The sequence below is a fragment of the Rhodococcus sp. MH15 genome, from assembly GCF_019266045.1.
GTDB classification, from domain to species: domain Bacteria; phylum Actinomycetota; class Actinomycetes; order Mycobacteriales; family Mycobacteriaceae; genus Rhodococcus_F; species Rhodococcus_F qingshengii.
Window position 1 is genome coordinate 159,271 of the sequence record NZ_LPNP01000068.1, and the last position, 18,090, is coordinate 177,360.

Annotated in this window: 19 protein-coding genes; 8 read left to right on the forward strand and 11 right to left on the reverse strand. The window is 62.7% G+C overall.

Features of this window, described 5'->3' with window-relative positions:
* Positions 1-86 precede the first annotated feature (86 nt).
* The gene (locus ATN37_RS17935) at positions 87-1,352 is read left to right on the forward strand and encodes a sensor histidine kinase (protein WP_218695464.1); all 1,266 of its coding nucleotides are present in this window, start codon (positions 87-89) and stop codon (positions 1,350-1,352) included.
* 10 nt (positions 1,353-1,362) lie between these two features.
* Positions 1,363-2,469 (forward strand): winged helix DNA-binding domain-containing protein, encoded by a 1,107-nt coding sequence (locus ATN37_RS17940; protein WP_054782366.1) that lies wholly within the window; start codon positions 1,363-1,365, stop codon positions 2,467-2,469.
* On the opposite strand, the gene ATN37_RS17945 is transcribed toward ATN37_RS17940, so the two are convergent.
* Both ATN37_RS17945 and ATN37_RS17950 read right to left on the reverse strand, forming a co-directional pair.
* A complete protein-coding gene (locus ATN37_RS17945) occupies positions 2,462-3,325 on the reverse strand; it encodes a chromosome partitioning protein ParB (protein ID WP_218695465.1) in 864 nt (287 codons plus the stop codon). The genes ATN37_RS17940 and ATN37_RS17945 overlap by 8 nt on opposite strands.
* Positions 3,315-4,013 (reverse strand): metallophosphoesterase, encoded by a 699-nt coding sequence (locus ATN37_RS17950; RefSeq protein ID WP_218695473.1) that lies wholly within the window; start codon positions 4,011-4,013, stop codon positions 3,315-3,317. Before ATN37_RS17950 ends, ATN37_RS17945 begins: the two co-directional genes overlap by 11 nt.
* Positions 4,014-4,084: 71 nt before the next feature.
* Here ATN37_RS17950 and ATN37_RS17955 point away from each other — a divergent pair, with 71 nt between their 5' ends.
* The gene (locus ATN37_RS17955) at positions 4,085-4,669 is read left to right on the forward strand and encodes a suppressor of fused domain protein (RefSeq protein ID WP_007736116.1); all 585 of its coding nucleotides are present in this window, start codon (positions 4,085-4,087) and stop codon (positions 4,667-4,669) included.
* Between the two features lie 25 nt (positions 4,670-4,694).
* Here ATN37_RS17955 and ATN37_RS17960 read toward each other — a convergent pair whose 3' ends face one another.
* Together ATN37_RS17960 and ATN37_RS17965 are read right to left on the reverse strand one after the other, a co-directional pair.
* Positions 4,695-5,141 (reverse strand): SRPBCC family protein, encoded by a 447-nt coding sequence (locus tag ATN37_RS17960; RefSeq protein ID WP_007736117.1) that lies wholly within the window; start codon positions 5,139-5,141, stop codon positions 4,695-4,697.
* Positions 5,142-5,275: 134 nt separating this feature from the next.
* The gene (locus ATN37_RS17965; protein ID WP_007736118.1) at positions 5,276-6,346 is read right to left on the reverse strand and encodes a magnesium and cobalt transport protein CorA; all 1,071 of its coding nucleotides are present in this window, start codon (positions 6,344-6,346) and stop codon (positions 5,276-5,278) included.
* A gap of 169 nt (positions 6,347-6,515) precedes the next feature.
* On the opposite strand from ATN37_RS17965, the gene ATN37_RS17970 reads away from it, so the two are divergent.
* From ATN37_RS17970 to ATN37_RS17985, 4 genes are all read left to right on the forward strand, one after another.
* Complete coding sequence (locus tag ATN37_RS17970; protein WP_064075557.1) at positions 6,516-7,370, forward strand: PHP domain-containing protein; 855 nt, start codon at positions 6,516-6,518, stop codon at positions 7,368-7,370.
* A complete protein-coding gene (locus tag ATN37_RS17975; protein WP_164490628.1) occupies positions 7,367-7,981 on the forward strand; it encodes a MarC family protein in 615 nt (204 codons plus the stop codon). The genes ATN37_RS17970 and ATN37_RS17975 overlap by 4 nt, the downstream gene beginning before the upstream one ends.
* Positions 7,982-7,984: 3 nt before the next feature.
* Positions 7,985-8,377, forward strand: a complete 393-nt coding sequence (locus ATN37_RS17980; protein ID WP_007736120.1) for a hypothetical protein — start codon at positions 7,985-7,987, stop codon at positions 8,375-8,377.
* 434 nt (positions 8,378-8,811) lie between these two features.
* Complete coding sequence (locus ATN37_RS17985) at positions 8,812-10,005, forward strand: NADP-dependent malic enzyme (RefSeq protein WP_003945072.1); 1,194 nt, start codon at positions 8,812-8,814, stop codon at positions 10,003-10,005.
* A 73-nt stretch (positions 10,006-10,078) separates the two neighbouring features.
* Here the strand turns inward: ATN37_RS17985 and ATN37_RS17990 are convergent, their stop codons facing one another.
* Genes ATN37_RS17990 through ATN37_RS18005 form a run of 4 tightly spaced genes read right to left on the reverse strand, consistent with a single transcriptional unit; the run spans position 10,079 to position 13,541 of the window.
* Positions 10,079-10,768: an ABC transporter permease gene (locus ATN37_RS17990; protein ID WP_003945081.1), complete on the reverse strand. Its 690-nt coding sequence runs from the start codon at positions 10,766-10,768 to the stop codon at positions 10,079-10,081.
* Positions 10,765-11,448 carry an ABC transporter permease gene (locus ATN37_RS17995; RefSeq protein ID WP_007736121.1) on the reverse strand — a complete coding sequence of 228 codons (684 nt, stop codon included), beginning with the start codon at positions 11,446-11,448 and terminating at the stop codon, positions 10,765-10,767. Before ATN37_RS17995 ends, ATN37_RS17990 begins: the two co-directional genes overlap by 4 nt.
* Before the next feature lie 4 nt (positions 11,449-11,452).
* Positions 11,453-12,598, reverse strand: a complete 1,146-nt coding sequence (locus ATN37_RS18000) for an ABC transporter ATP-binding protein (RefSeq protein WP_003945084.1) — start codon at positions 12,596-12,598, stop codon at positions 11,453-11,455.
* Between the two features lie 4 nt (positions 12,599-12,602).
* The gene (locus ATN37_RS18005; protein WP_003945094.1) at positions 12,603-13,541 is read right to left on the reverse strand and encodes an ABC transporter substrate-binding protein; all 939 of its coding nucleotides are present in this window, start codon (positions 13,539-13,541) and stop codon (positions 12,603-12,605) included.
* Positions 13,542-13,744: 203 nt separating this feature from the next.
* On the opposite strand from ATN37_RS18005, the gene ATN37_RS18010 reads away from it, so the two are divergent.
* On the forward strand, positions 13,745-14,629 hold the full coding sequence (locus ATN37_RS18010; RefSeq protein ID WP_064075766.1) for an ABC transporter substrate-binding protein: 885 nt from the start codon (positions 13,745-13,747) through the stop codon (positions 14,627-14,629).
* Between the two features lie 21 nt (positions 14,630-14,650).
* On the opposite strand, the gene ATN37_RS18015 is transcribed toward ATN37_RS18010, so the two are convergent.
* From ATN37_RS18015 to ATN37_RS18025, 3 genes are all read right to left on the reverse strand, one after another.
* Positions 14,651-15,592 (reverse strand): alpha/beta hydrolase fold domain-containing protein, encoded by a 942-nt coding sequence (locus tag ATN37_RS18015; protein ID WP_064075767.1) that lies wholly within the window; start codon positions 15,590-15,592, stop codon positions 14,651-14,653.
* 63 nt (positions 15,593-15,655) lie between these two features.
* The gene (locus ATN37_RS18020) at positions 15,656-16,486 is read right to left on the reverse strand and encodes an SDR family oxidoreductase (RefSeq protein ID WP_007736128.1); all 831 of its coding nucleotides are present in this window, start codon (positions 16,484-16,486) and stop codon (positions 15,656-15,658) included.
* Positions 16,483-18,057, reverse strand: a complete 1,575-nt coding sequence (locus tag ATN37_RS18025; protein ID WP_064075768.1) for an NAD(P)/FAD-dependent oxidoreductase — start codon at positions 18,055-18,057, stop codon at positions 16,483-16,485. The genes ATN37_RS18020 and ATN37_RS18025 overlap by 4 nt, the downstream gene beginning before the upstream one ends.
* Positions 18,058-18,090 lie beyond the last annotated feature (33 nt).

Below are 18,090 nucleotides of genomic sequence, written 5' to 3' on the forward strand. Positions count from 1 at the left end.
CCATTCACGGTATTGCGGGTTGATTGTGAAATCTCGTGTGCGAAGCTCATTCACAGGGAACTGGGATGGGCGGCACAGGAGGACAGATGAACGAATCCTCGGTACGAACCGAGCACCTGCCCGGTGGCCCGGACCTCGAGCGGATCATGCGCGAACACGCCTACCGCGGTGCGTACCTCCAACTGACGGTGCGCGGCGCTCTGGTGCTGTTCATCGCCCTGACACTGATTTTCGTCCCGCCGATGAACGACGCGGGATGGTGTTTCGCGATTCTGGGCGCCTATGCACTCTGGTCGGCAGCCGTGGCGCTGTGGATCCGCAAGGGCGGCACCGGCCCGGTGACGATGATCTGGCTCGGCTTGTTCGTCGACCTTGCCGTGCTCGCAACTCTGACATTGCTGACCGGTCTCGCGGCCGAGCAGAGTTGGACCGCCGACATCTTGAGCAACGGGCTCTTCGTCATTCCGGTTCTGGCGTGTACGCAACTGCGGACGGACGTGTGTGTCGGCGTCGTTGCCTGCACGATCGGTGTGTTCTTCGTTTCCAGTTGGGCAACGATGACTTCGAACTCCGAGCCGTGGCCGTCGATCCTGCTGAGCACCATGGCCTTGGCCGGAGTGGGCGCAGGCGCAATCGGACTGACTCGGATTCAAAGATCACGCGTGTTGACCATCGGACAACTCGTCGGGCATCGAACCAGCCTTCTGGCCGAACTCATGGGGCTCGAGCAGCGAGAGCGCACGGAACTGTCCGAGCAGTTGCACGACGGGGCGCTCCAGTACGTTCTCGCCGCGCGGATGGATCTCGACGAATTGGCAGACAGTGCGGAGCCTGTCGCTTTGGCGCGAGCCGGAAAAGCGCTCGGTGAAGCGACCACGCTGTTGAGATCGTCCGTCTCGGAACTGCATCCCACAGTTCTCGTCCACGTGGGCCTTGCCCGCGCGATCGGGGACCTCGCGCGATCGGCGCAGGGACGCGGCGGAGTAGTGGTCGACGTCGACACTTCGGGCTGGAACGACGATCTACGCACGTCTGCCGACGAGGTCTTGTTCGGCGCCACCCGAGAGCTTCTGGGCAACGTCGTCAAACATGCCGGCGCGCAGAACGTCCGGATCGAGCTTGCACGACTGGACCACCGTGCGGTGCTCGTGGTCTCGGACGACGGTCGGGGGATCAGCGCCGATCGGATTGCCGAACGACGGGCTGCCGGGCACATCGGACTGCTCTCGCACGAACTGCGAGTGGTTGCCGCGGGTGGCTCGTTCTCGGTCGGACCGGGTGAAGAGTCCGGAACCCTCGCGCGAGTCGAGATACCGTTCGAGATCGTCACCGCCACTGACCACGATCGTTGAGGAGTTGTCGATGGCTGCACTGATCACCGATCGCGAGCTCAACCTGGCGACTCTGGCGCGGCAGTTCCTGCTGCGGAGGGCCGAGGTCAGTGCGTTGGATGCGATCGAGCACCTGGCAGGTCTGCAGGCCCAGGCGCCGAACCCGCCCTACCTGGCGCTGTGGGCGCGGCTGAAGAACTTTGCGGCAGAAGACCTCTCCACCCTTGTCGAGAAGCGCCAGGTGGTGCGGCTTGTTGCCATGCGGGGCACGGTCTTTGCTCTTTCGGCCGCGGATGCGGGCCCATTCCGGGCCACGGTTCAGACGATCATGGAACGCGATCTCCACACCAACAGCACACAGCGTGCGGCGCTCACCGGGTTGGATCTCGACGCTCTGGCGCGGGCGGGACGGGACCTCGTAGCGGACGGGCCGCTCACCCAAATGCAGATGAGACCGATACTGGCAGAGCGCTTTCCCGGCCACGCGGCCGAGGGGCTGGCGCACGGCGTTCGAGGACTTCTGCCGATGGTGCAGGTCCCACCGCGAGGCCTGTGGGGACGATCCGGAGTACCGGCACTGACGACCTTGGAGAATTGGCTTGGCACGGAAGTGAGTTCATCGCCGGATCCGGATGCGATGGTGCTTCGTTATCTGGCGGCCTTCGGGCCCGCGAGCGTGAAGGACGCTCAGGCGTGGTCGGGTCTGACCAGACTCGCCGAAGTATTCGAGCGGCTACGACCCGGCCTGGTCACCTTTGTCAACGAGAATGGGGCCGAGGTGTTCGACCTGCCGGACGCGCCACGACCGACCTCCGGAACACCCCCGGTTCGCATACTTGCACCGTTCGACAACATCTTGCTCTCGCACGCCGACCGATCTCGAATCATGGACGAGCAGTACCGAACTCGCGTCTTCACCGTGAACGGCATCATCAAGCCCGCCATCCTGGTGCGCGGGAAGGTGGTGGGATATGCGACGGTAACGCCGGCAAAGGAGACGGTCGAGTTGGGTGCGACTCTGTTTGCGCAGCAACCGAAGACCGCCCTCGCGTCCATCGAGAAAGAAGCGCGTTCGTTGCTGAAGTTCATGCACCCGAAGATCCCGAACCGCGAGGTTCGCTTCACTGCATCTACGTAGCGGGCTTGTGCTTTCGCGGTGCTCGATCGCGTAGTTCGGCCACGATCTCGTCGTTCCACATGTGCCGCCGCACCAGTCGGTACCGCTCCCGGGCGATCCACAAGTAGGCCTCGGCGTCGGTGTGCTCGGGCAACATGTCGGCACCCCGCAGCATTCGCACGACGGGCAGAAACTCCTCGCCGAACCAGCGGCGGGCGACGGTGTCTCGGCCGAGGAACTCACCCTTCTCCTGCATGAGCCGAAAACCCCACGCCTCCACACACTCACTGAGTTCGGCGTACTCCCACGGGTCGGTGACCTGGACGGCTTCGCGTTGTGAACCCTGCAGCGGAACGCGGGCGAGGAAGAGTCGACGATGATCCTTGATGAGCAGATCGGCGCGCTGAGTGATGCCTTCCGGCGAGATACGCGTGATGATCTCGGTGACGTACGCGTCGATTGTCTTCTGGTGCATCGCACACGCAATGGACACTCGGTGGTGCCCGTCGATCACGAAATGCATGGAGCCGACGCGATACAACTGAACAGGTGGTACCGATTCGCCGCGTCGTTGCGCCACCGCAAGTCGCTCCCAACGAGCGCGCGAGTGAGTGGACGTCGGACGGAAGTACCTGTCGAAATCACCTGTGCGGTCGACACTTCCGACTATTGATTCGATGGTGACGACCTGCAGCCCCAGAGACTTCTCGCCGACCTTGCCCAGAGCTGCGACAACCTCGTCGAACGGCAGGATCGCGTTGACGTCGTCCGGTTCGCGTCGTAGCCAACTGACCAGACGTGCCACGTCGGCGCGTCGACGCTGACGAGCGAAGTCGTTTTCCGCGTCGGCTGTGGGAAATCCGGTGTCACGAGCCATGTCGGCGCCTCACGATCGTCGGCGGAGTACCTGGGGAAATCTCCATCAGCGTGAAGCCGACGGTATTGAGCACGATAGTCCGGCCTACCGCCAGATCGAGAGGGGTTCGCCCGTGCGGGTGGATGTGTCCGTGGACCATCACCGTCGGATCGAGGTTGTGAATCAAAGGCGTGAAGCATTCGAACCCTCGATGTGGCCGATCCTCGGCGTCGCCGACACCGCGGGCGGGGCTGTGGGTGAGCAGCACATCCACGCCCGCCCGGCCGCCGGGAAGTCGCGATTGCCAGGCGTTTCGCCAAGCGAGCGAGCGAGCGCGTCGGCTCTGCTGGCGCTCGGACCATTGATTGGGACCCGTGTTGTATCGGATGGAACCACCGAGGCCCGCGATCCGCAGACCGGCGACGGTCACGATGCGTCCGTCGGCGTTGACTGCGCCGGTAGGCCCCGGCCACTGCGCAGGAATCCCGGCCCGCGTCCAACCCGATCTCTTGTTCGAATATCCGGACAGATCGGCGTCGTGGTTTCCGGGAACGAACACGCAAGGCGCATTCAGTTGGTCAGACAGGTACTCCAGATACGCAAACGGCAGATCGCCCGCGCCCAGGATCACGTCGACTCCGAGTGAACGAACTTGACTGCTCCACAGGAATTCGACGGTCTCGTCGCTGACAGCGAGAACGGAGACCATTTCGACGACGCTACCGCCACCGCGAGGTATCTGCGCTGCGAACCTCGCGGGCACGGTGTTTAGATGGACGAGTGTCAGACAGCGTCGTATCTTCCGTCCGGGCCCATCTCGTCAGCAGCATCGAGGGGCCGGACCCCACCGCGGCCTCGGTGACGTTCCTCGGTGTCGAACCGCTGGACGTGCTGCGTTTCGAATCACCCGACGGCCTGGTCCGCTACGTCACACTGGGGTGCTCGCGTCATCCGATGGGCGACCCCAACGAACTGGTCGCAGACCCCACACGCGGACCCCGCGCCGAGTTGGTACTCACGCTGCGCGGTGGCACCGGTGTGGCGTCAGGTGTGGCCAGGACGCTCGCGGTGCTGGCCGCGGCGCCGTCCGTCGAAGGCGTCGTGCTGCTCGAGGACGCACTGTTGGACCTGGGCGAGCCGCTGTGGAAGGACACTGCGTTCACGGCGGTGCTTCTCGGTGACAGCGGGATCGAAGACCTGACGCTGCCGGAGCCGTTCGACCCGGTGCGCTTCCTTGGTGTGGTCCCCCTGACCGGTACCGAAGCCGCCTGGGTGCGTCTGCGCGGCGCGGAGGCACTGAGGGAAGCGTGGACCGAGGCGGGGATCGACATCCGCGATCCGCACCGTTCCGCTGCCTCGCTCTAGCTGCGCTGGCGCTTTGTCCGTCAGATCATTCGGCGTGCACGAGGATGTCCGCCAAGTTCTCGAGACTTACCCGAACCGTCCGTGAAAATGCTTTCGTGACGATCGGGTCGGCCATCTTGCCGAATACTCCTCCCAGGCCGCTTTCGCTGTCGAGTCGGTAGGTGACCCGAGTGCCGTCACCGACTTCTTCGCAGGTCGTGGTCTGCGAGAAGCTGACCGGACTTTCGACGGACGTCGATTTCGACGATCTCGGTGGGTCGTACTCGGTGAATTCGGATGTCCACTCGAGACGCTTGCCCAGGATTCGCGAGACACCGTGCCAGCGGCTTCCCACGCCCATCGGGCCGTCGGTGATCTGTTTGCACTCGACCATCGAATTCTCCCAGTTGGGCCAGTTCTCGGCGACGGCGATGTACTCCCAGACGTCCTTGGGTGGCAACGCGATCTCCACGGATTGCTCGACTGTAGGCATGGTTGCTCCTCCACTTCTCCTTGGATCTGAATTTGCTTGTCGCAAAATGGATTTCGGGAACGGAATGAAAATGCGTACCCATATCCATTGTCCGCCTGCGACGGTGGCAAGTACAGGGAGTCAGCGTGCGAGGTTCACAGCCAGTTGTTGCGACGGAAGAGAAAGAACAAGCCGACACACACCGACGCGATGAGGAACAGGATGGACTGATAGCCGTACTTGTAACCGAGTTCCGGCATGTTCTCGAAGTTCATCCCGTAGATACCGGCAACGCCGGTCGGCACGGCGGCGATAGCGACCCACGCGGAGATCTTGCGCATGTCGGTGTTTTGCTGCACCGCGATCTTCGCGAGTGCGGCGTCGACCAGCGAACTCAACACCTCGTCGTATTCCGAGATACGTTCGGCCACGATCGTGTGGTGATCTCGTACGTCACGGAAGTATCGCCGGATCTCCTTCGGGACGAGGCCGCCCGCGGGCTGGGTCAGCTGGAGCAGTGGCAATCCGAGTGGAGTGACCGAGCGTCGTAGTTCGACGATTTCACGTTTGAGCAGGTAGATGTGCTCGACGGCAACGGTGTTCCGCGGGTTGAACACCAACTCTTCCATGCTGTCGACGTCCTGTTCGACGAGTTGGATGACGGAGAGATAGCTGTCGACGACGTGGTCGGTGATCGCGTGCAACACCGCGAACGGGCCCATGGTGAGGCGCTCGGGGTTCTGCTCGAGTGACTTGCGCACGCTTGCCAGTTCGGAGTGATCCCCGTGCCGGACGGTCACCACGAAGTCGGGGCCGACGAACACCATGATCTCGCCGGTTTCGACGATCTCGCTCGCCGTCGCGACGGACTCGTGCGGTACGTAGACGACCGTGCGCAGCACCAGGAACATGACGTCGTCGTAGCGTTCGAGTTTCGGGCGCTCGTGTGCATGGACAGCATCCTCGACCATCAGCTCGTGGAGTCCGAAAGTTGCTGCGACATCTTGCATCTGACCTTCGTCGGGAGCGTGCATGCCCACCCAGACGAACGCGTTGTCGCGACTACGAACCTCGGCCAACGCAGCGCGGTGCGTGTACTTGCCCGGCAACCGCACGCCGTCCACGTAGACCGCGCAGTCGACGATCGCGCGGGCTGCCGGAACGGGGATCTTGGGCGCATCGGCTTGCGTCGATTTGCCGTTCGACCAATTCGGCAGTGACGGCATGGTTGGCACGCTCGCTCCTTCTCGGTCTGTAATGCAGTGGAACGGCAGGGGAACGGCACTACAGCGACACCTGATCGAATTGCGCTGCCGCTGCGGCGTAATCGTACGTCAGCTTCCGGCTCGCCCACCGGAGCGCGATGAAGTTGCCGATTGCTGACACACTGGAACAGTGCGAATAGATCTTCACACCCACTCCAACGCATCGGACGGCACCGACACCCCGGCTGCCCTCATGCGCGCCGCAGCCGACGCCGGACTCGACGTCGTCGCCATCACCGATCACGACACGACTTCGGGCTGGGCCGAGGCGGCGCAGGCCTTGCCGGCCGGCGTCAGCCTGGTTCGTGGGATGGAGATGTCGTGCGAAGGTCGAGGTGAGCGTGGTTGGCCGGTCGCTGTACATCTTCTGGCGTACCTGTTCGATCCGACGCACCCCGAATTCGCAAAAGAACGTGAGCGACTGCGCGCCGAACGCGTCGAACGTATCCGGGTGATGACGACCATGATGGCGCGTGACGGTCTGCCCGTCGATCCCGATCAGATCTTGGCTGACGCCGGTCCGTCCGTCGGACGCCCGCACGTCGCAGCGGCCCTGATGCGAGCGGGAGTGGTGTCGAGCATCAGTGAGGCTTTCTCCGACCTGTTGTCCAGTCGAGGACGATACGACGTTCCCAAGTACGACACTCCGCTCGAGTACGCCGTCGAACTGGTGGCAGCCGCCGGGGGAGTGACCGTCCTGGCGCATGGACGGGCCCGTTCGCGCGGCGGATTGCTTGCGCTCGACCACATCCGCGATCTGGCCAATCTGGGTCTCGGGGGTCTCGAAGTCGATCACCCGGACCATCGCAGCGACGATCGTGACGTCCTGCGCCGCCTGGCTGTCGACCTCGGTTTGGCAGTCACCGGATCCTCTGACTACCACGGCGAGAACAAGACGATCGGACTCGGCGACGAGCTCACGGACGAAGCCGAGTTCGACAAACTCGTCTCGGCTGCCACCGGCGTGGAGGTACTGGGGCGCTGATGCTCGACACCACGCTCTACCTCACCGTGTTCATCACGCTGTTCGTGATCATGGACCCGCCCGGAGTCATCCCGGTGTTCTTGTCACTCGTCGGACGTAAAAGTCGTGAAGATCGCAATCGAGCGGCATGGCAGGCCCCCGCCGTCTCCCTGGCGGTCATCTCGGTCTTTGCCATCGGCGGTCAGGCGATCCTCAACTACCTCCACATCGGCATTCCGGCGTTGCAGGGCGCCGGCGGATTGCTGCTGCTTCTCATCGCACTCGAACTGCTGACCGGCAAGGCCTCCAACCGTCCGCAGGGAGCCGACGACGTCAACGTCGCACTCGTTCCTCTGGGAACGCCGATGATGGCCGGTCCCGGTGCGATAGCGGCCGTCATCGTCTTTGTCGCCCAGGCCGACGGTGAAGCGGCGTCGTATCTGGCCATCGCGTTGGCGATTCTGTCCATCCACCTCGTGCTGTTCGTGGTCCTGCGCTTCTCGACCGCACTGATCCGGATACTGGGCGAGGGTGGCATCAGTCTGCTGGCACGCATCGCCGGTCTTCTGCTCGCCGCCATCGCGGTTCAACTCATTGCGGAATCAGTCCGCGGATTCGTCGCGGGAGCGTAAGAGATGACATACGACGACAGGTACGACCGGAACGACAGGTACGAGGACGACTACCAGTACCAGGAATATCAGGACTATCAGTACGAAGACGATTACGACTATCCCGCCGACAAACGACAATGGCTGCTGGTCCGCGCTCTACGCGCCCTGAGTGGCACCGTGGCGGCCGGAATCGTGGTCTTGACACTCGTGATCATCGGTTCGGCATATCTGGGCGGCAACCGCGGATTCCCGGGTCCGGGAACAACGTCGATCACCGCGCACATTGCGGCCTCGGTGGTTGCTCTCGCCGCGCAGATCTGGTGCGACCGCAGGCGGGGTATCGCGGCGGTTGCCGGATCGGTGGTCGTGCTCGTGGTGGCGGGGCTGTTGTTGGTGACGCAGTGGTGGGGATGACACGGTGGGGATGACTGGGTGGGGATGACACGGTGGGGATGACACGGTGGGGATGACACGGTGGGGATGACGGCTCGGGTTCGAGTGTGGTGAGGAATCCGACCGCTTGGAGGATTTGATTGTGATCCGACTCTGGTGGCAAACTGGAGTTACTTCGAGGCGGCGCCACAGCCCGGCCCCGAAGTGCAGGTTTCGTCAGAATTTCTCCCGAAACCTAGATTGCATGGATACGCCAGGGCTCACCCGCCCCACACCATGACGCTTCGGATGTATTGCGGCCCACTTTCTCGCGCACGCCGAATGCTCTTCTTCTCAGTAGTCGTTCGCGGAAGAAATGATCTCTGACCGTTGTGAACGTAGTTTCGCAGCGGTCCGAAGGATTACTTCCCAGTAACCCAGCCCCGCTTGAGGCTGGACTAATCAGGAGTGTCATCGTGTCCCTCGTGACTGAAGCCATCAACGTACCCAAGGTCGAGTTGACCGACGAAGAAATCTTTGCCGCTCACGTCGGTGGCAAGCTCTCGGTCGAGACCACAGCACCGCTCGATACGCAGCGGGCCCTCTCGATCGCCTACACGCCGGGTGTTGCTCAGGTGAGCCGCGCCATCGCTGCAGACGAAACCCTCGCCGATCGATACACGTGGACCAACCGACTCGTCGTCGTGGTCAGCGACGGCACCGCGGTTCTCGGACTCGGCGACATCGGCCCCCGCGCGTCGCTGCCCGTCATGGAGGGCAAGTCGGCGCTGTTCAAGAACTTTGCCGGACTGAACTCCATTCCGCTGGTTCTCGACACCAAGGATCCCGACGAGATCGTCGAGACACTCATCCGACTGCGTCCGAGCTTCGGCGCGGTCAACCTCGAGGACATCTCGGCGCCGCGTTGCTTCGAGATCGAGAAGCGCGTCATCGAAGCTCTCGACTGCCCCGTCATGCACGACGATCAGCACGGAACCGCCATCGTGGTCCTCGCGGCACTCAAGGGCGCCGTGAAGGTCCAGAGCCGCGACATCACCACACTCAAGGTCGTCATCTCCGGCGCCGGCGCTGCGGGTGTTGCCTGCGCGAACATCCTGCTCGCCGCCGGAATCAGCGACGTCATCGTGCTGGACTCGAAGGGCATCATCTCGGGTGAGCGCAGCGACCTCAACGACGTGAAGGCAGAACTCGCGGCCCGCACAAATCCCCGTGACCTGCATGGTGGTGCCATCGAGGCTCTCGAAGGTGCTGACGTGTTCCTCGGTGTCTCGGCGGGCAAGATCCCCGAGGAGCTCATCGCTTCGATGGCTCCCGAGTCGATCGTGTTCGCACTTTCCAACCCGGACCCGGAGATTCACCCCGAAACCGCGTCGAAGTACGCGGCGATCGTGGCGACGGGCCGTAGTGATTTCCCGAACCAGATCAACAACGTTCTTGCCTTCCCCGGTGTCTTCAAGGGCGCGCTCGACGCCGGCGCCCGTCGCATCACCGAAGGTATGAAGCTCGCTGCCGCCGAGGCAATCCTGTCGGTGGTCGGCGACGAGTTGGCGGCGGACAAAATCGTCCCCAGCCCACTCGACCCTCGCGTGGCACCCGCAGTAGCGGAAGCCGTCGCGGCCGCAGCGCATGCTGAGGGCGTGACCAGCTAAGAGGGACTACGAAAGCCCCGATCGGAACCCGCACACAAGGTTCCGATCGGGGCTTTTTCGTGTGTACCGAGAGCTACAGACGAGTGAGGTCGGGTGTTCGGCGCAGCCTGCCGGTCCCGGGAACCGATGCCCAGACCACCAGCGCCAGTAAGCCGTCCACGACGAGAGCCACAACCGCGACCAGGATTGCGCCGACGACGACTCGGTCGTACTTGTAGAGTGCGAGACCGTCGAAGATGTACCGGCCGAGGCCGCCGAGGTTGACGTAGGCGGCGACCGTTGCCGTGGCAATCACCTGCAGTGTTGCGTTACGCAGTCCGCCGAGAATCAATGGCAGCGCATTGGGTATCTCGACGCGGAAGAGCACTTGGAGTTCGGTCATACCCATCGCCCGTGCGGCCTCGACGACGCCGCGGTCGACGCTGGCGATTCCGGCGTACGTGCCGGCGAGTAGTGGGGGAATACCAAGAATGACGAGGGCGAGAATCGGCGGCATCACTCCCAGACCCATGAGAAGAACGAGGAAGGTCAGCAGGCCGAGAGTGGGCAGTGACCGCAGTGCGTTGACCAGACTGACGACCACGATCTCACCGCGACGCAGATGGCCGATGAGTAATCCGATGGGCACCGCGATCACAGCCGAAAGTGCCACGGCCAGAACGCTGTACCAGAGGTGCTGGAGGATGCGGGTGCCGATTCCGGTGTCGCCGCTCCAATTTCCGGGATCGACGATGAAGTCCCAGGCCCCGGTGAAGATGCTCATACGGGTTCCCCCTCGGCTGACAGGACGGCGGGAACCTTCGACGAGGTCGACGTTCTGGTCCACGGGGTCAGGAATCGGCCGATCAGATACAGGATCAGATCGAGCGCCAGTGCCAGCACGACGATCGCGATGATGCCCGCAACGATCTGGTCGGGATAGTCGCGGTCGTAGCCTTGTTTGAACAGGACTCCAAGCCCGCCGATTCCGATCAGAGATCCGACTGACACCAGCGAAATATTGGTAACGGCAATAACTCTGATGTTCGCGATCATCACCGGCAGCGCCAATGGCAACTCGACCGTCAGAGCGCGTCGTAGCGGTGTGAAACCGACGGCGGTGGAGGCGTCGATGACGTTGTCCGGCACCGAGTCGAGTGCTTCGGGTACAGCCCGGATGAGCAGTGCCGTCGCATACACGCTGAGTGCGATCACGACGTTGAGAGGATCAAGGGTCTTGAGTCCGAACAACTGGGGGATGGTGACGAACAGCGCGAGCGACGGAATCGTGAACGCAATGCTCGCCAGGGTCAACGTGATTCGGCGCAGCCATCTGACGTTGCGGATCGCTGTTCCGACCGGAACGGCAATCAGGAGACCGATCAGCAAAGGAAGCAGTGCCAGATACAGATGGGTCTTCGAGTAATCCACGACCGTCGAGAAATTGTCGATGAGCCAGCGCATGCCGCTACGACCCGAATCCCTCGGTGAAGGCGACGCGGTTGCGTTCCTCGTCCTCGCGTCGACGCTGATCTGCCAATTTCGCCACGACTTCGGAACCGAGGATCCCGCCGATGACCGCTCCCTCGCCGTCGACGGCAACGCCGATACCGGAAGGCGACGAGATTGCCGCATCGAGTGCTTGGCGGAGATCGCCGCCGGGGGAGAACAGCGAACCACCGGCAGACGTCGACTGAGCAAGGGTTCGTCCCGAGCGCAGGCCTTCGACGCCGGTCACGTCGATCCATCCCTGCGGAGTTCCGTTGTCCGTGACCACGAGAACCCATTCGCCCAATTCGAGACGCAGAGCCTTCAATTCGTTCTCGACGGCCGTGCGTACAGGGTGCAACGGAACCTCGTCGGCAGCGCGGAACGACAATCCCCGATAGCCGCGATCGCGTCCGACGAATCCGGCGACAAAATCCGTTGCCGGTGCGGCCAACACGTCGCGAGGTGCCGCAACCTGCTGAAGCCGCCCGCCGGGACCGAAGACGGCAATGTGATCACCGAGTTTGACTGCCTCGTCGATGTCGTGGGTGACAAAGACGATCGTCTTCTTCAGTTCGCTTTGAAGACGGAGCATTTCGGTCTGCAGATCCTCACGCACCACCGGGTCGACGGCGCTGAAGGGCTCGTCCATCAACAGGATCGGCGGATCGGCAGCCAATGCTCGCGCAACTCCCACACGTTGTTGCTGCCCACCCGAGAGTTGTCCGGGATAGCGGGTGGCAAGGGAGATGTCCAGACCGACTCGTTCGAGTACCCCCAACGCGGCTTTGCGCGCTGCGCGGCGGGACTCACCGCGCAGTACCGGAACTGTTGCGACGTTGTCGATCACGGTGCGATGCGGAAGCAAGCCGGCGTTCTGGATGACGTACCCGATGCCGAGACGCAGCTTCACCGCGTCGGTCTGGGCGATGTCACGACCGTCGACGAAGATCTTGCCCGACGTCGGTGTGATCATCCGGTTGATCATGCGCATTGACGTCGTCTTGCCGCACCCGGACGGCCCCACGAACACCGTGAACGACTCGGCCTCGATGGTGAGATCGAGACGGTCGACGGCGGTGGTGCCGTCCGGATACTGCTTGGTGACGCCCTCGAAGGTGATCACGTGACTACGAGACCGGCTTGTCGAGGCCCTGGGCCGTCACCCACGCCTTGGCCGCCGCTGCCGGCTCCGTCTTGGTGTCGCCGGACACCTGGACGTTGAGTGCCAACAACTCTTCGGTGGTGAGCTTGGCGGACACCGCATCGAGGACCGTCTTCAACTTGTCGGAAGACTTCGAGGCACGCAGCACCGGCACCACGTTCTGAGCCGGGAAATTGTTCTTCGGGTCTTCGAGAACCACGAAGTTGTTCTCCGGGATGGAGGCCGACGTCGTGAAGATGTTTGCCGCGGTGATGTCACCGGAGGAGAGAGCCTTCACGGTTGCCGGTCCACCGCCGTCGGCGATCGGAACGAAGTTGGCTGCCGAGATGTCGAGGCCGTAATTGGACTTCAAACCGGGCAATCCGGCTGGACGTTCCTGGAACTCGGCCGGAGCACCGAACTTGACCTCGGCGGAATGCGGAGCCAGATCGGCGATCGTCTTCAGGTTCCACTTGTCAGCCGTTTCCTTCGTGACGACGACGGCGTCCTTGTCCTCGGCGGATGCAGGCGTCGCAATTGCCAATTCCGACCCGAGAGCTGCGGGAAGAGCAGCGAGGACGTCAGCGGAGCTGGTGGCCGTGCTGTCGGGATCCAAGTACTGCAGGAGATTTCCCGTGTAATCCGGAATGACACTGATGGACCCGTCCTTGAGTGCCGGAATGTACGCCTCGCGGCTGCCGACGTTGAACGACGTGGACACATCGAACCCGTTGACACGCAGTGCTTCGGCGTAGATGTTGGCGATCGTCTCGGATTCGGTGAAGTTGGCGGAGCCGACGACGATCGCGTTGGGATCGCTGTTGGAGTCGCCGTCGCTGCTACCGCACGCTGTCAGTGCAGTCAGAGAGACAACGGTTGCCGCGGCTACGAGCCAACGGTTGGAACGAAATCGTGAGGTGCGCATGAGCGTCCTTCCGGTTTTTCGGGCGTCCCGTGTTTCGGGCGTCGGAAACCATTCCCTTGTGGCGAAGCCACCCGAGTGACTTCGACGGCGCCGCCACCGAGTGGCTGCGTCAGGACTGGTTACCGCGCATCGCCCGACAAGTGTAACGATAGGTACCGACATGGCACGGTTTTCGATCCATGGGATTGGATGTGAGGATTTCAGTGAAGAGCACACGCACGAAGTATTCGACTGTTGTTGCAGCACTGATGGTCCTGCCGATTCTCAGCGGATGCGCAAACGGTGATTCGGTGGTAGAGGGTGTCGAAGCGGAGTCTCGTGACCAGATCGTGGTGGCTGCTGACGCATCGGTGGAGAGTTCGGTGTTGGCCGAGGTGTATTCGACGGTGCTCTCCTCCTCCGGCCTGTCGGCTCGCGTCGAATCGGTGGGTGGTGGCCGAAACCAATCACTCGAGGCTCTGGACGCAGCGCGAGTCACTTTGGTGCCCGAGTTCACCGGCGCGCTGCTCGATCACTACGACCCGTCATCCCCGGCCCGCAAGGCCGACGACGTCTTCGAAGCCTTGAGTCGCTCTCTGCCGGAGGGTCTTTCGGTCTCCGACTATGCGATGGCCGAAGATCGTGCGGTCCTCGCACTCGACACCGGATACGCACAGTCGTTGGGAGCGAAGACGATAGAAGCCTTTGCTCCTTCGTGTGCCGCGGCGACGCCGCTCGTCTCCGCGAGATTCGTCGAGGACGGGGCAGTGGAACAGTTGGCCGAGGGCGCCGAGTGTGTCTTCGCCGGTGTCGATCAGGCAACGCCGGCAGACGTACCCGGTGCACAAGTATTCGGAACCACGACGCTGTCGGCGTTGGCACAATCCGATGCCGTCACAGTGCTCGCTGATTCGAATCACGCTCTGGCTGCGCAGAATGTCGTTCCGCTCTTTCGAGCGGGCGCACTGGGAGATTCGGCTGTCAAGGCGCTCAGCGTCGTTGCCGGTGAACTGTCCACCACCGATCTCGCCGCAATGATCGAGCAGGTGCGGACCGGCAAGGCGTCAGCCTCGGAAGTCGCCCGCACCTGGTGGGACACCCGTCAGTGACATGGACGGGTGTCCCAGCCGTCAGTGACTGTTCGAGCCTACTGCTGAACTCGAATCATCCTTGGCACGAATCAGTTTCGATGCGATGAACTGGCCGAGGTCGGAAACGGCGTCTGCTGCTTCCTTCACCAGTGACGCCTGTGCGTGAGCCACGTGCCAGAGTCTTGCGTACTCGACCAGGGACACATCGACGCCGGCAGCGGCGAGCTTGTCGGTGAACGTCATGATCTGCGGGTAGAGGACTTCCTCGGAACCGACGTGAATCCTGGTGGGTGGCAACCCGTCGAGCTTGCCGTGCATCGGTGCGTAGCCGGGATCAGTACGGTCGCCTCCGGCAAGGTAGGCGTCGGCGGCGTCGAAGGACCACGCTGTGTTGACCACCAGGTCGGCCTTTTTGTTAGCACCCCGATCGCCGGGATCGACCCACGGTGAGATCAGGGCAAGCGCGCCGGGGGTCACGCCGTGACGCTCGATCAGACGAATAGCGGTCGCCGCGGCCAGGCCGCCACCGGCTGAATCGCCGGCGATGGCAACGCGGTCTTCCGAATAGTCGAACTCGGTGACCAACTGCATGAAGGCTGAGACCGCGTCGTCGAGAGCGGCGGGATACGGATTCTCCGGCGCGAGACGGTAGTCCAAGGTGAAGACCGCACTGGACGACTCACGGGCGAGATGAGCTGCGAGAGAACGGTGTGTGGACAGCGAACCCAGCGTGTACGCCCCGCCATGCAGGTAGAGAACTGCGGTGGGGCGCTCGGTTGCGCCGACGGTGATCTTCTCTGCCGGTCGGCAAGCCAGCTCCAGCGGGCGCACTACGGCGCCCGCTGGAACCTGCTGTAGCGGTGCCCCGGCCTCGAGCAACAGACGTTGAATCCGATACGGCAGCCGCGAGTTGAAAGCCAGACGGAAGTACGGCTTCAACAAGAATGCGACCACGGGCAGCGGAAGGGTGAACGTGCTCACCGGCAGGGCTCCTGACTCTTTGTGCGAACTGCGCTGTGAAACGAACTGCGCTGTGAAACGAACTCAGCTGGACTTGGGCATCATTCGGCCGGCGACGATCGCGACGATGCGCTGGTAGCCCGATCCTACGAGGCGAACCCAGGCGTCGAGTGCGATTGCGTCCATCCCGATGAGAACTCGCGGCTTGCTCTTCCGAACACCGTTGACGATCGTCTTGGCGGCGTCCTCCGGTGTGGTGCGCGCGAGCTTGCGGTCGAAGAACTCGGAGAAGACCGCAAGATCTTCACCCGGGCCTGCGGTGGCGTTGCGTGCGATGGCGGTCTTGATTCCGCCCGGGTGCACACAGGTCACCTTCACCGGGTGCTTGGCTATCAGCATTTCCTGGCGAAGCGACTCGGTGAAACCGCGAACGGCGAACTTGGCCGAGTTGTATGCGCTCTGACCCGGCATCGACAGCAGACCGAAGAGGCTCGACACGTTCACGATGTGCCCGTCGCCGGATGCGATGACGTGGGGGAGGAATGCCTTGGTGCCGTTGACAACTCCCCAGAAGTCGACGTCCATGACACGTTCGAAGTCCTTGAATTCGGACTTCTCGAAAGTGCCGTGGTAGGCGATTCCGGCGTTGTTGTAGATCTGGTTGACCTTGCCGAAATGGGCGACAACCGCGTCGGCGTACTCGAGAACCGCTTCGCGCTGGGTGACGTCGAGATGGTCCGACTTCACCTCGGCGCCGATGGCTTCCACCAGACGCGTTGTCTCGGCGAGCCCGATGGTGTCCACGTCGGAGATTGCCAACTTGGCGCCCTGGCCGGCCAGGTTCAGTGCTAGTGCGCGACCGATGCCCGATCCCGCTCCGGTGATGACTACGACCTTGCCTGCAAAATCACTCATTGTGCTACTGCCTTCTCGTCGTCGAGGTCGATCTGTGAAGTGGTCGCGGTGCCGACGGCGCCGAGATCCGAGGTGGCGACGCTGCGGTATGCCGCGAGGTCGAAATGCTTGGTGGCGTTGCGGAACTGGAAGGTGAAGCCAGGCCACAGGGTGGTGTTGTTTCCGTGCTTGTCCATGTACCAGCTGGCGCAACCGCCGTTGTTCCACACGCTCTTGGACATAGCTGCCTGCAGGTCCTTGTTGTACTTGTCCTGCTTGTCCTTGCGCACCTCGATGGTGCCGATGTCGTACTTGTCGATGGTGGCGATCGCGTCGACCAGGTAGTTGATCTGCGACTCGATCATGAAGACCATCGACGAATGTCCGAGGCCGGTGTTGGGTCCGACGAGGAAGAACATGTTGGGGAAGTTGGCAACTGCCGCGCCCTTGTATCCCTGCATGCCGGTCTCTTCGAAGACCTCGGCGAGCGAGCGTCCGTCCTTGCCGAAGATTCCCGCGAAGGTGGGGGAGTCGGTGACGTGGAATCCGGTCGCCACGACGAGGGCATCGATCTCACGGGTGGTGCCGGTCTTCGAGACGATCCCGTTGGCGGTGACCTCCTCGATGCCTTCGGTCACCAGGTCGACATTGTCCTGGGCGAGGGTGGGGAAGTAGTTGTTCGAGATCAGCATGCGCTTGCAGCCGATCTGGAAGTTGGGCATGACCTTCTTGCGAAGATCCTTGTCCTTGATCTGGGCCTTCAGGTGACGCTCGGCGGCGAACTGCAGCGGCTTCATGAAGACCGGCGCCTTGGCCAGGCCGACGACCTGCGTCTCTCGCATCCAGTAGATACCGGTGCGGCACAACTTCTGGAAGCCGGGGAGGTACTTGAACGCGAGGTGCTCGATCTTGGTGTACTCGCGGTCTGCGCGGGGCAGGATCCACGGCGCCGTGCGCTGGTACACGTCGAGATGCGAGACCTTCTTGCCGATGGCCGGCACGATCTGGATGGCCGAGGCGCCGGTTCCGATGACGGCCACACGCTTGCCGGTCAGATCGGCGTCGTGGTTCCAACGCGAGGAGTGGAAGATCTCGCCCTTGAAGCCGTCGATGCCCTTGATGTCCGGAAGTGAAGGCTCACACAATGCGCCGACGGCCGAGACGACGATCTTTGCGACGAATTCGCCCTTGTTGGTGCTGACGTGCCACCGAGCAGACGCCTCGTCCCAGCGTGCGGAGAGAACGTCGCAGTCGAAGATGTGCTTGTCGAGCACCTTGTGGCGGTTGGCCACCGACTGGATGTACTTGTAGATCTCGGGCTGAGTGGAGAAGGAGCGCGTCCACTCCGGATTGAGTGCAAAAGAGTACGAGTACAAATGCGACGGCACGTCACACGCGGCGCCCGGGTAGCTGTTGTCACGCCAGGTCCCGCCGACGTCGTTGCCGCGCTCGAGAACGACGTAGTCGGTGATGCCGGCCTGTGCCAGTTTGATCGCCGCACCGAGACCGGCGAAACCACTGCCGATGATCAGTGTGCCGACGTGGCGAGTATCCGCGGCAGGTGCTGAGGTATCTGTAACTGGAAGACTCATGTAGGGAACGATATGCCTTTATTGAGTCACGGT

Excerpts from the sequence above, each read along its gene's own strand:
- ATN37_RS17945 (WP_218695465.1), bottom strand. The coding sequence starts at position 3,325 with ATGGCTCGTGACACCGGATTTCCCACAGCCGACGCGGAAAACGACTTC.
- ATN37_RS18005 (WP_003945094.1), bottom strand. The coding sequence starts at position 13,541 with ATGCGCACCTCACGATTTCGTTCCAACCGTTGGCTCGTAGCCGCGGCA.
- ATN37_RS17995 (WP_007736121.1), bottom strand. The coding sequence starts at position 11,448 with ATGCGCTGGCTCATCGACAATTTCTCGACGGTCGTGGATTACTCGAAG.
- ATN37_RS17935 (WP_218695464.1), top strand. The coding sequence starts at position 87 with ATGAACGAATCCTCGGTACGAACCGAGCACCTGCCCGGTGGCCCGGAC.
- ATN37_RS17965 (WP_007736118.1), bottom strand. The coding sequence starts at position 6,346 with ATGCCGTCACTGCCGAATTGGTCGAACGGCAAATCGACGCAAGCCGAT.
- ATN37_RS17940 (WP_054782366.1), top strand. The coding sequence starts at position 1,363 with ATGGCTGCACTGATCACCGATCGCGAGCTCAACCTGGCGACTCTGGCG.
- ATN37_RS17960 (WP_007736117.1), bottom strand. The coding sequence starts at position 5,141 with ATGCCTACAGTCGAGCAATCCGTGGAGATCGCGTTGCCACCCAAGGAC.
- ATN37_RS17980 (WP_007736120.1), top strand. The coding sequence starts at position 7,985 with ATGACATACGACGACAGGTACGACCGGAACGACAGGTACGAGGACGAC.
- ATN37_RS17950 (WP_218695473.1), bottom strand. The coding sequence starts at position 4,013 with ATGGTCTCCGTTCTCGCTGTCAGCGACGAGACCGTCGAATTCCTGTGG.
- ATN37_RS17990 (WP_003945081.1), bottom strand. The coding sequence starts at position 10,768 with ATGAGCATCTTCACCGGGGCCTGGGACTTCATCGTCGATCCCGGAAAT.
- ATN37_RS18025 (WP_064075768.1), bottom strand. The coding sequence starts at position 18,057 with ATGAGTCTTCCAGTTACAGATACCTCAGCACCTGCCGCGGATACTCGC.
- ATN37_RS18020 (WP_007736128.1), bottom strand. The coding sequence starts at position 16,486 with ATGAGTGATTTTGCAGGCAAGGTCGTAGTCATCACCGGAGCGGGATCG.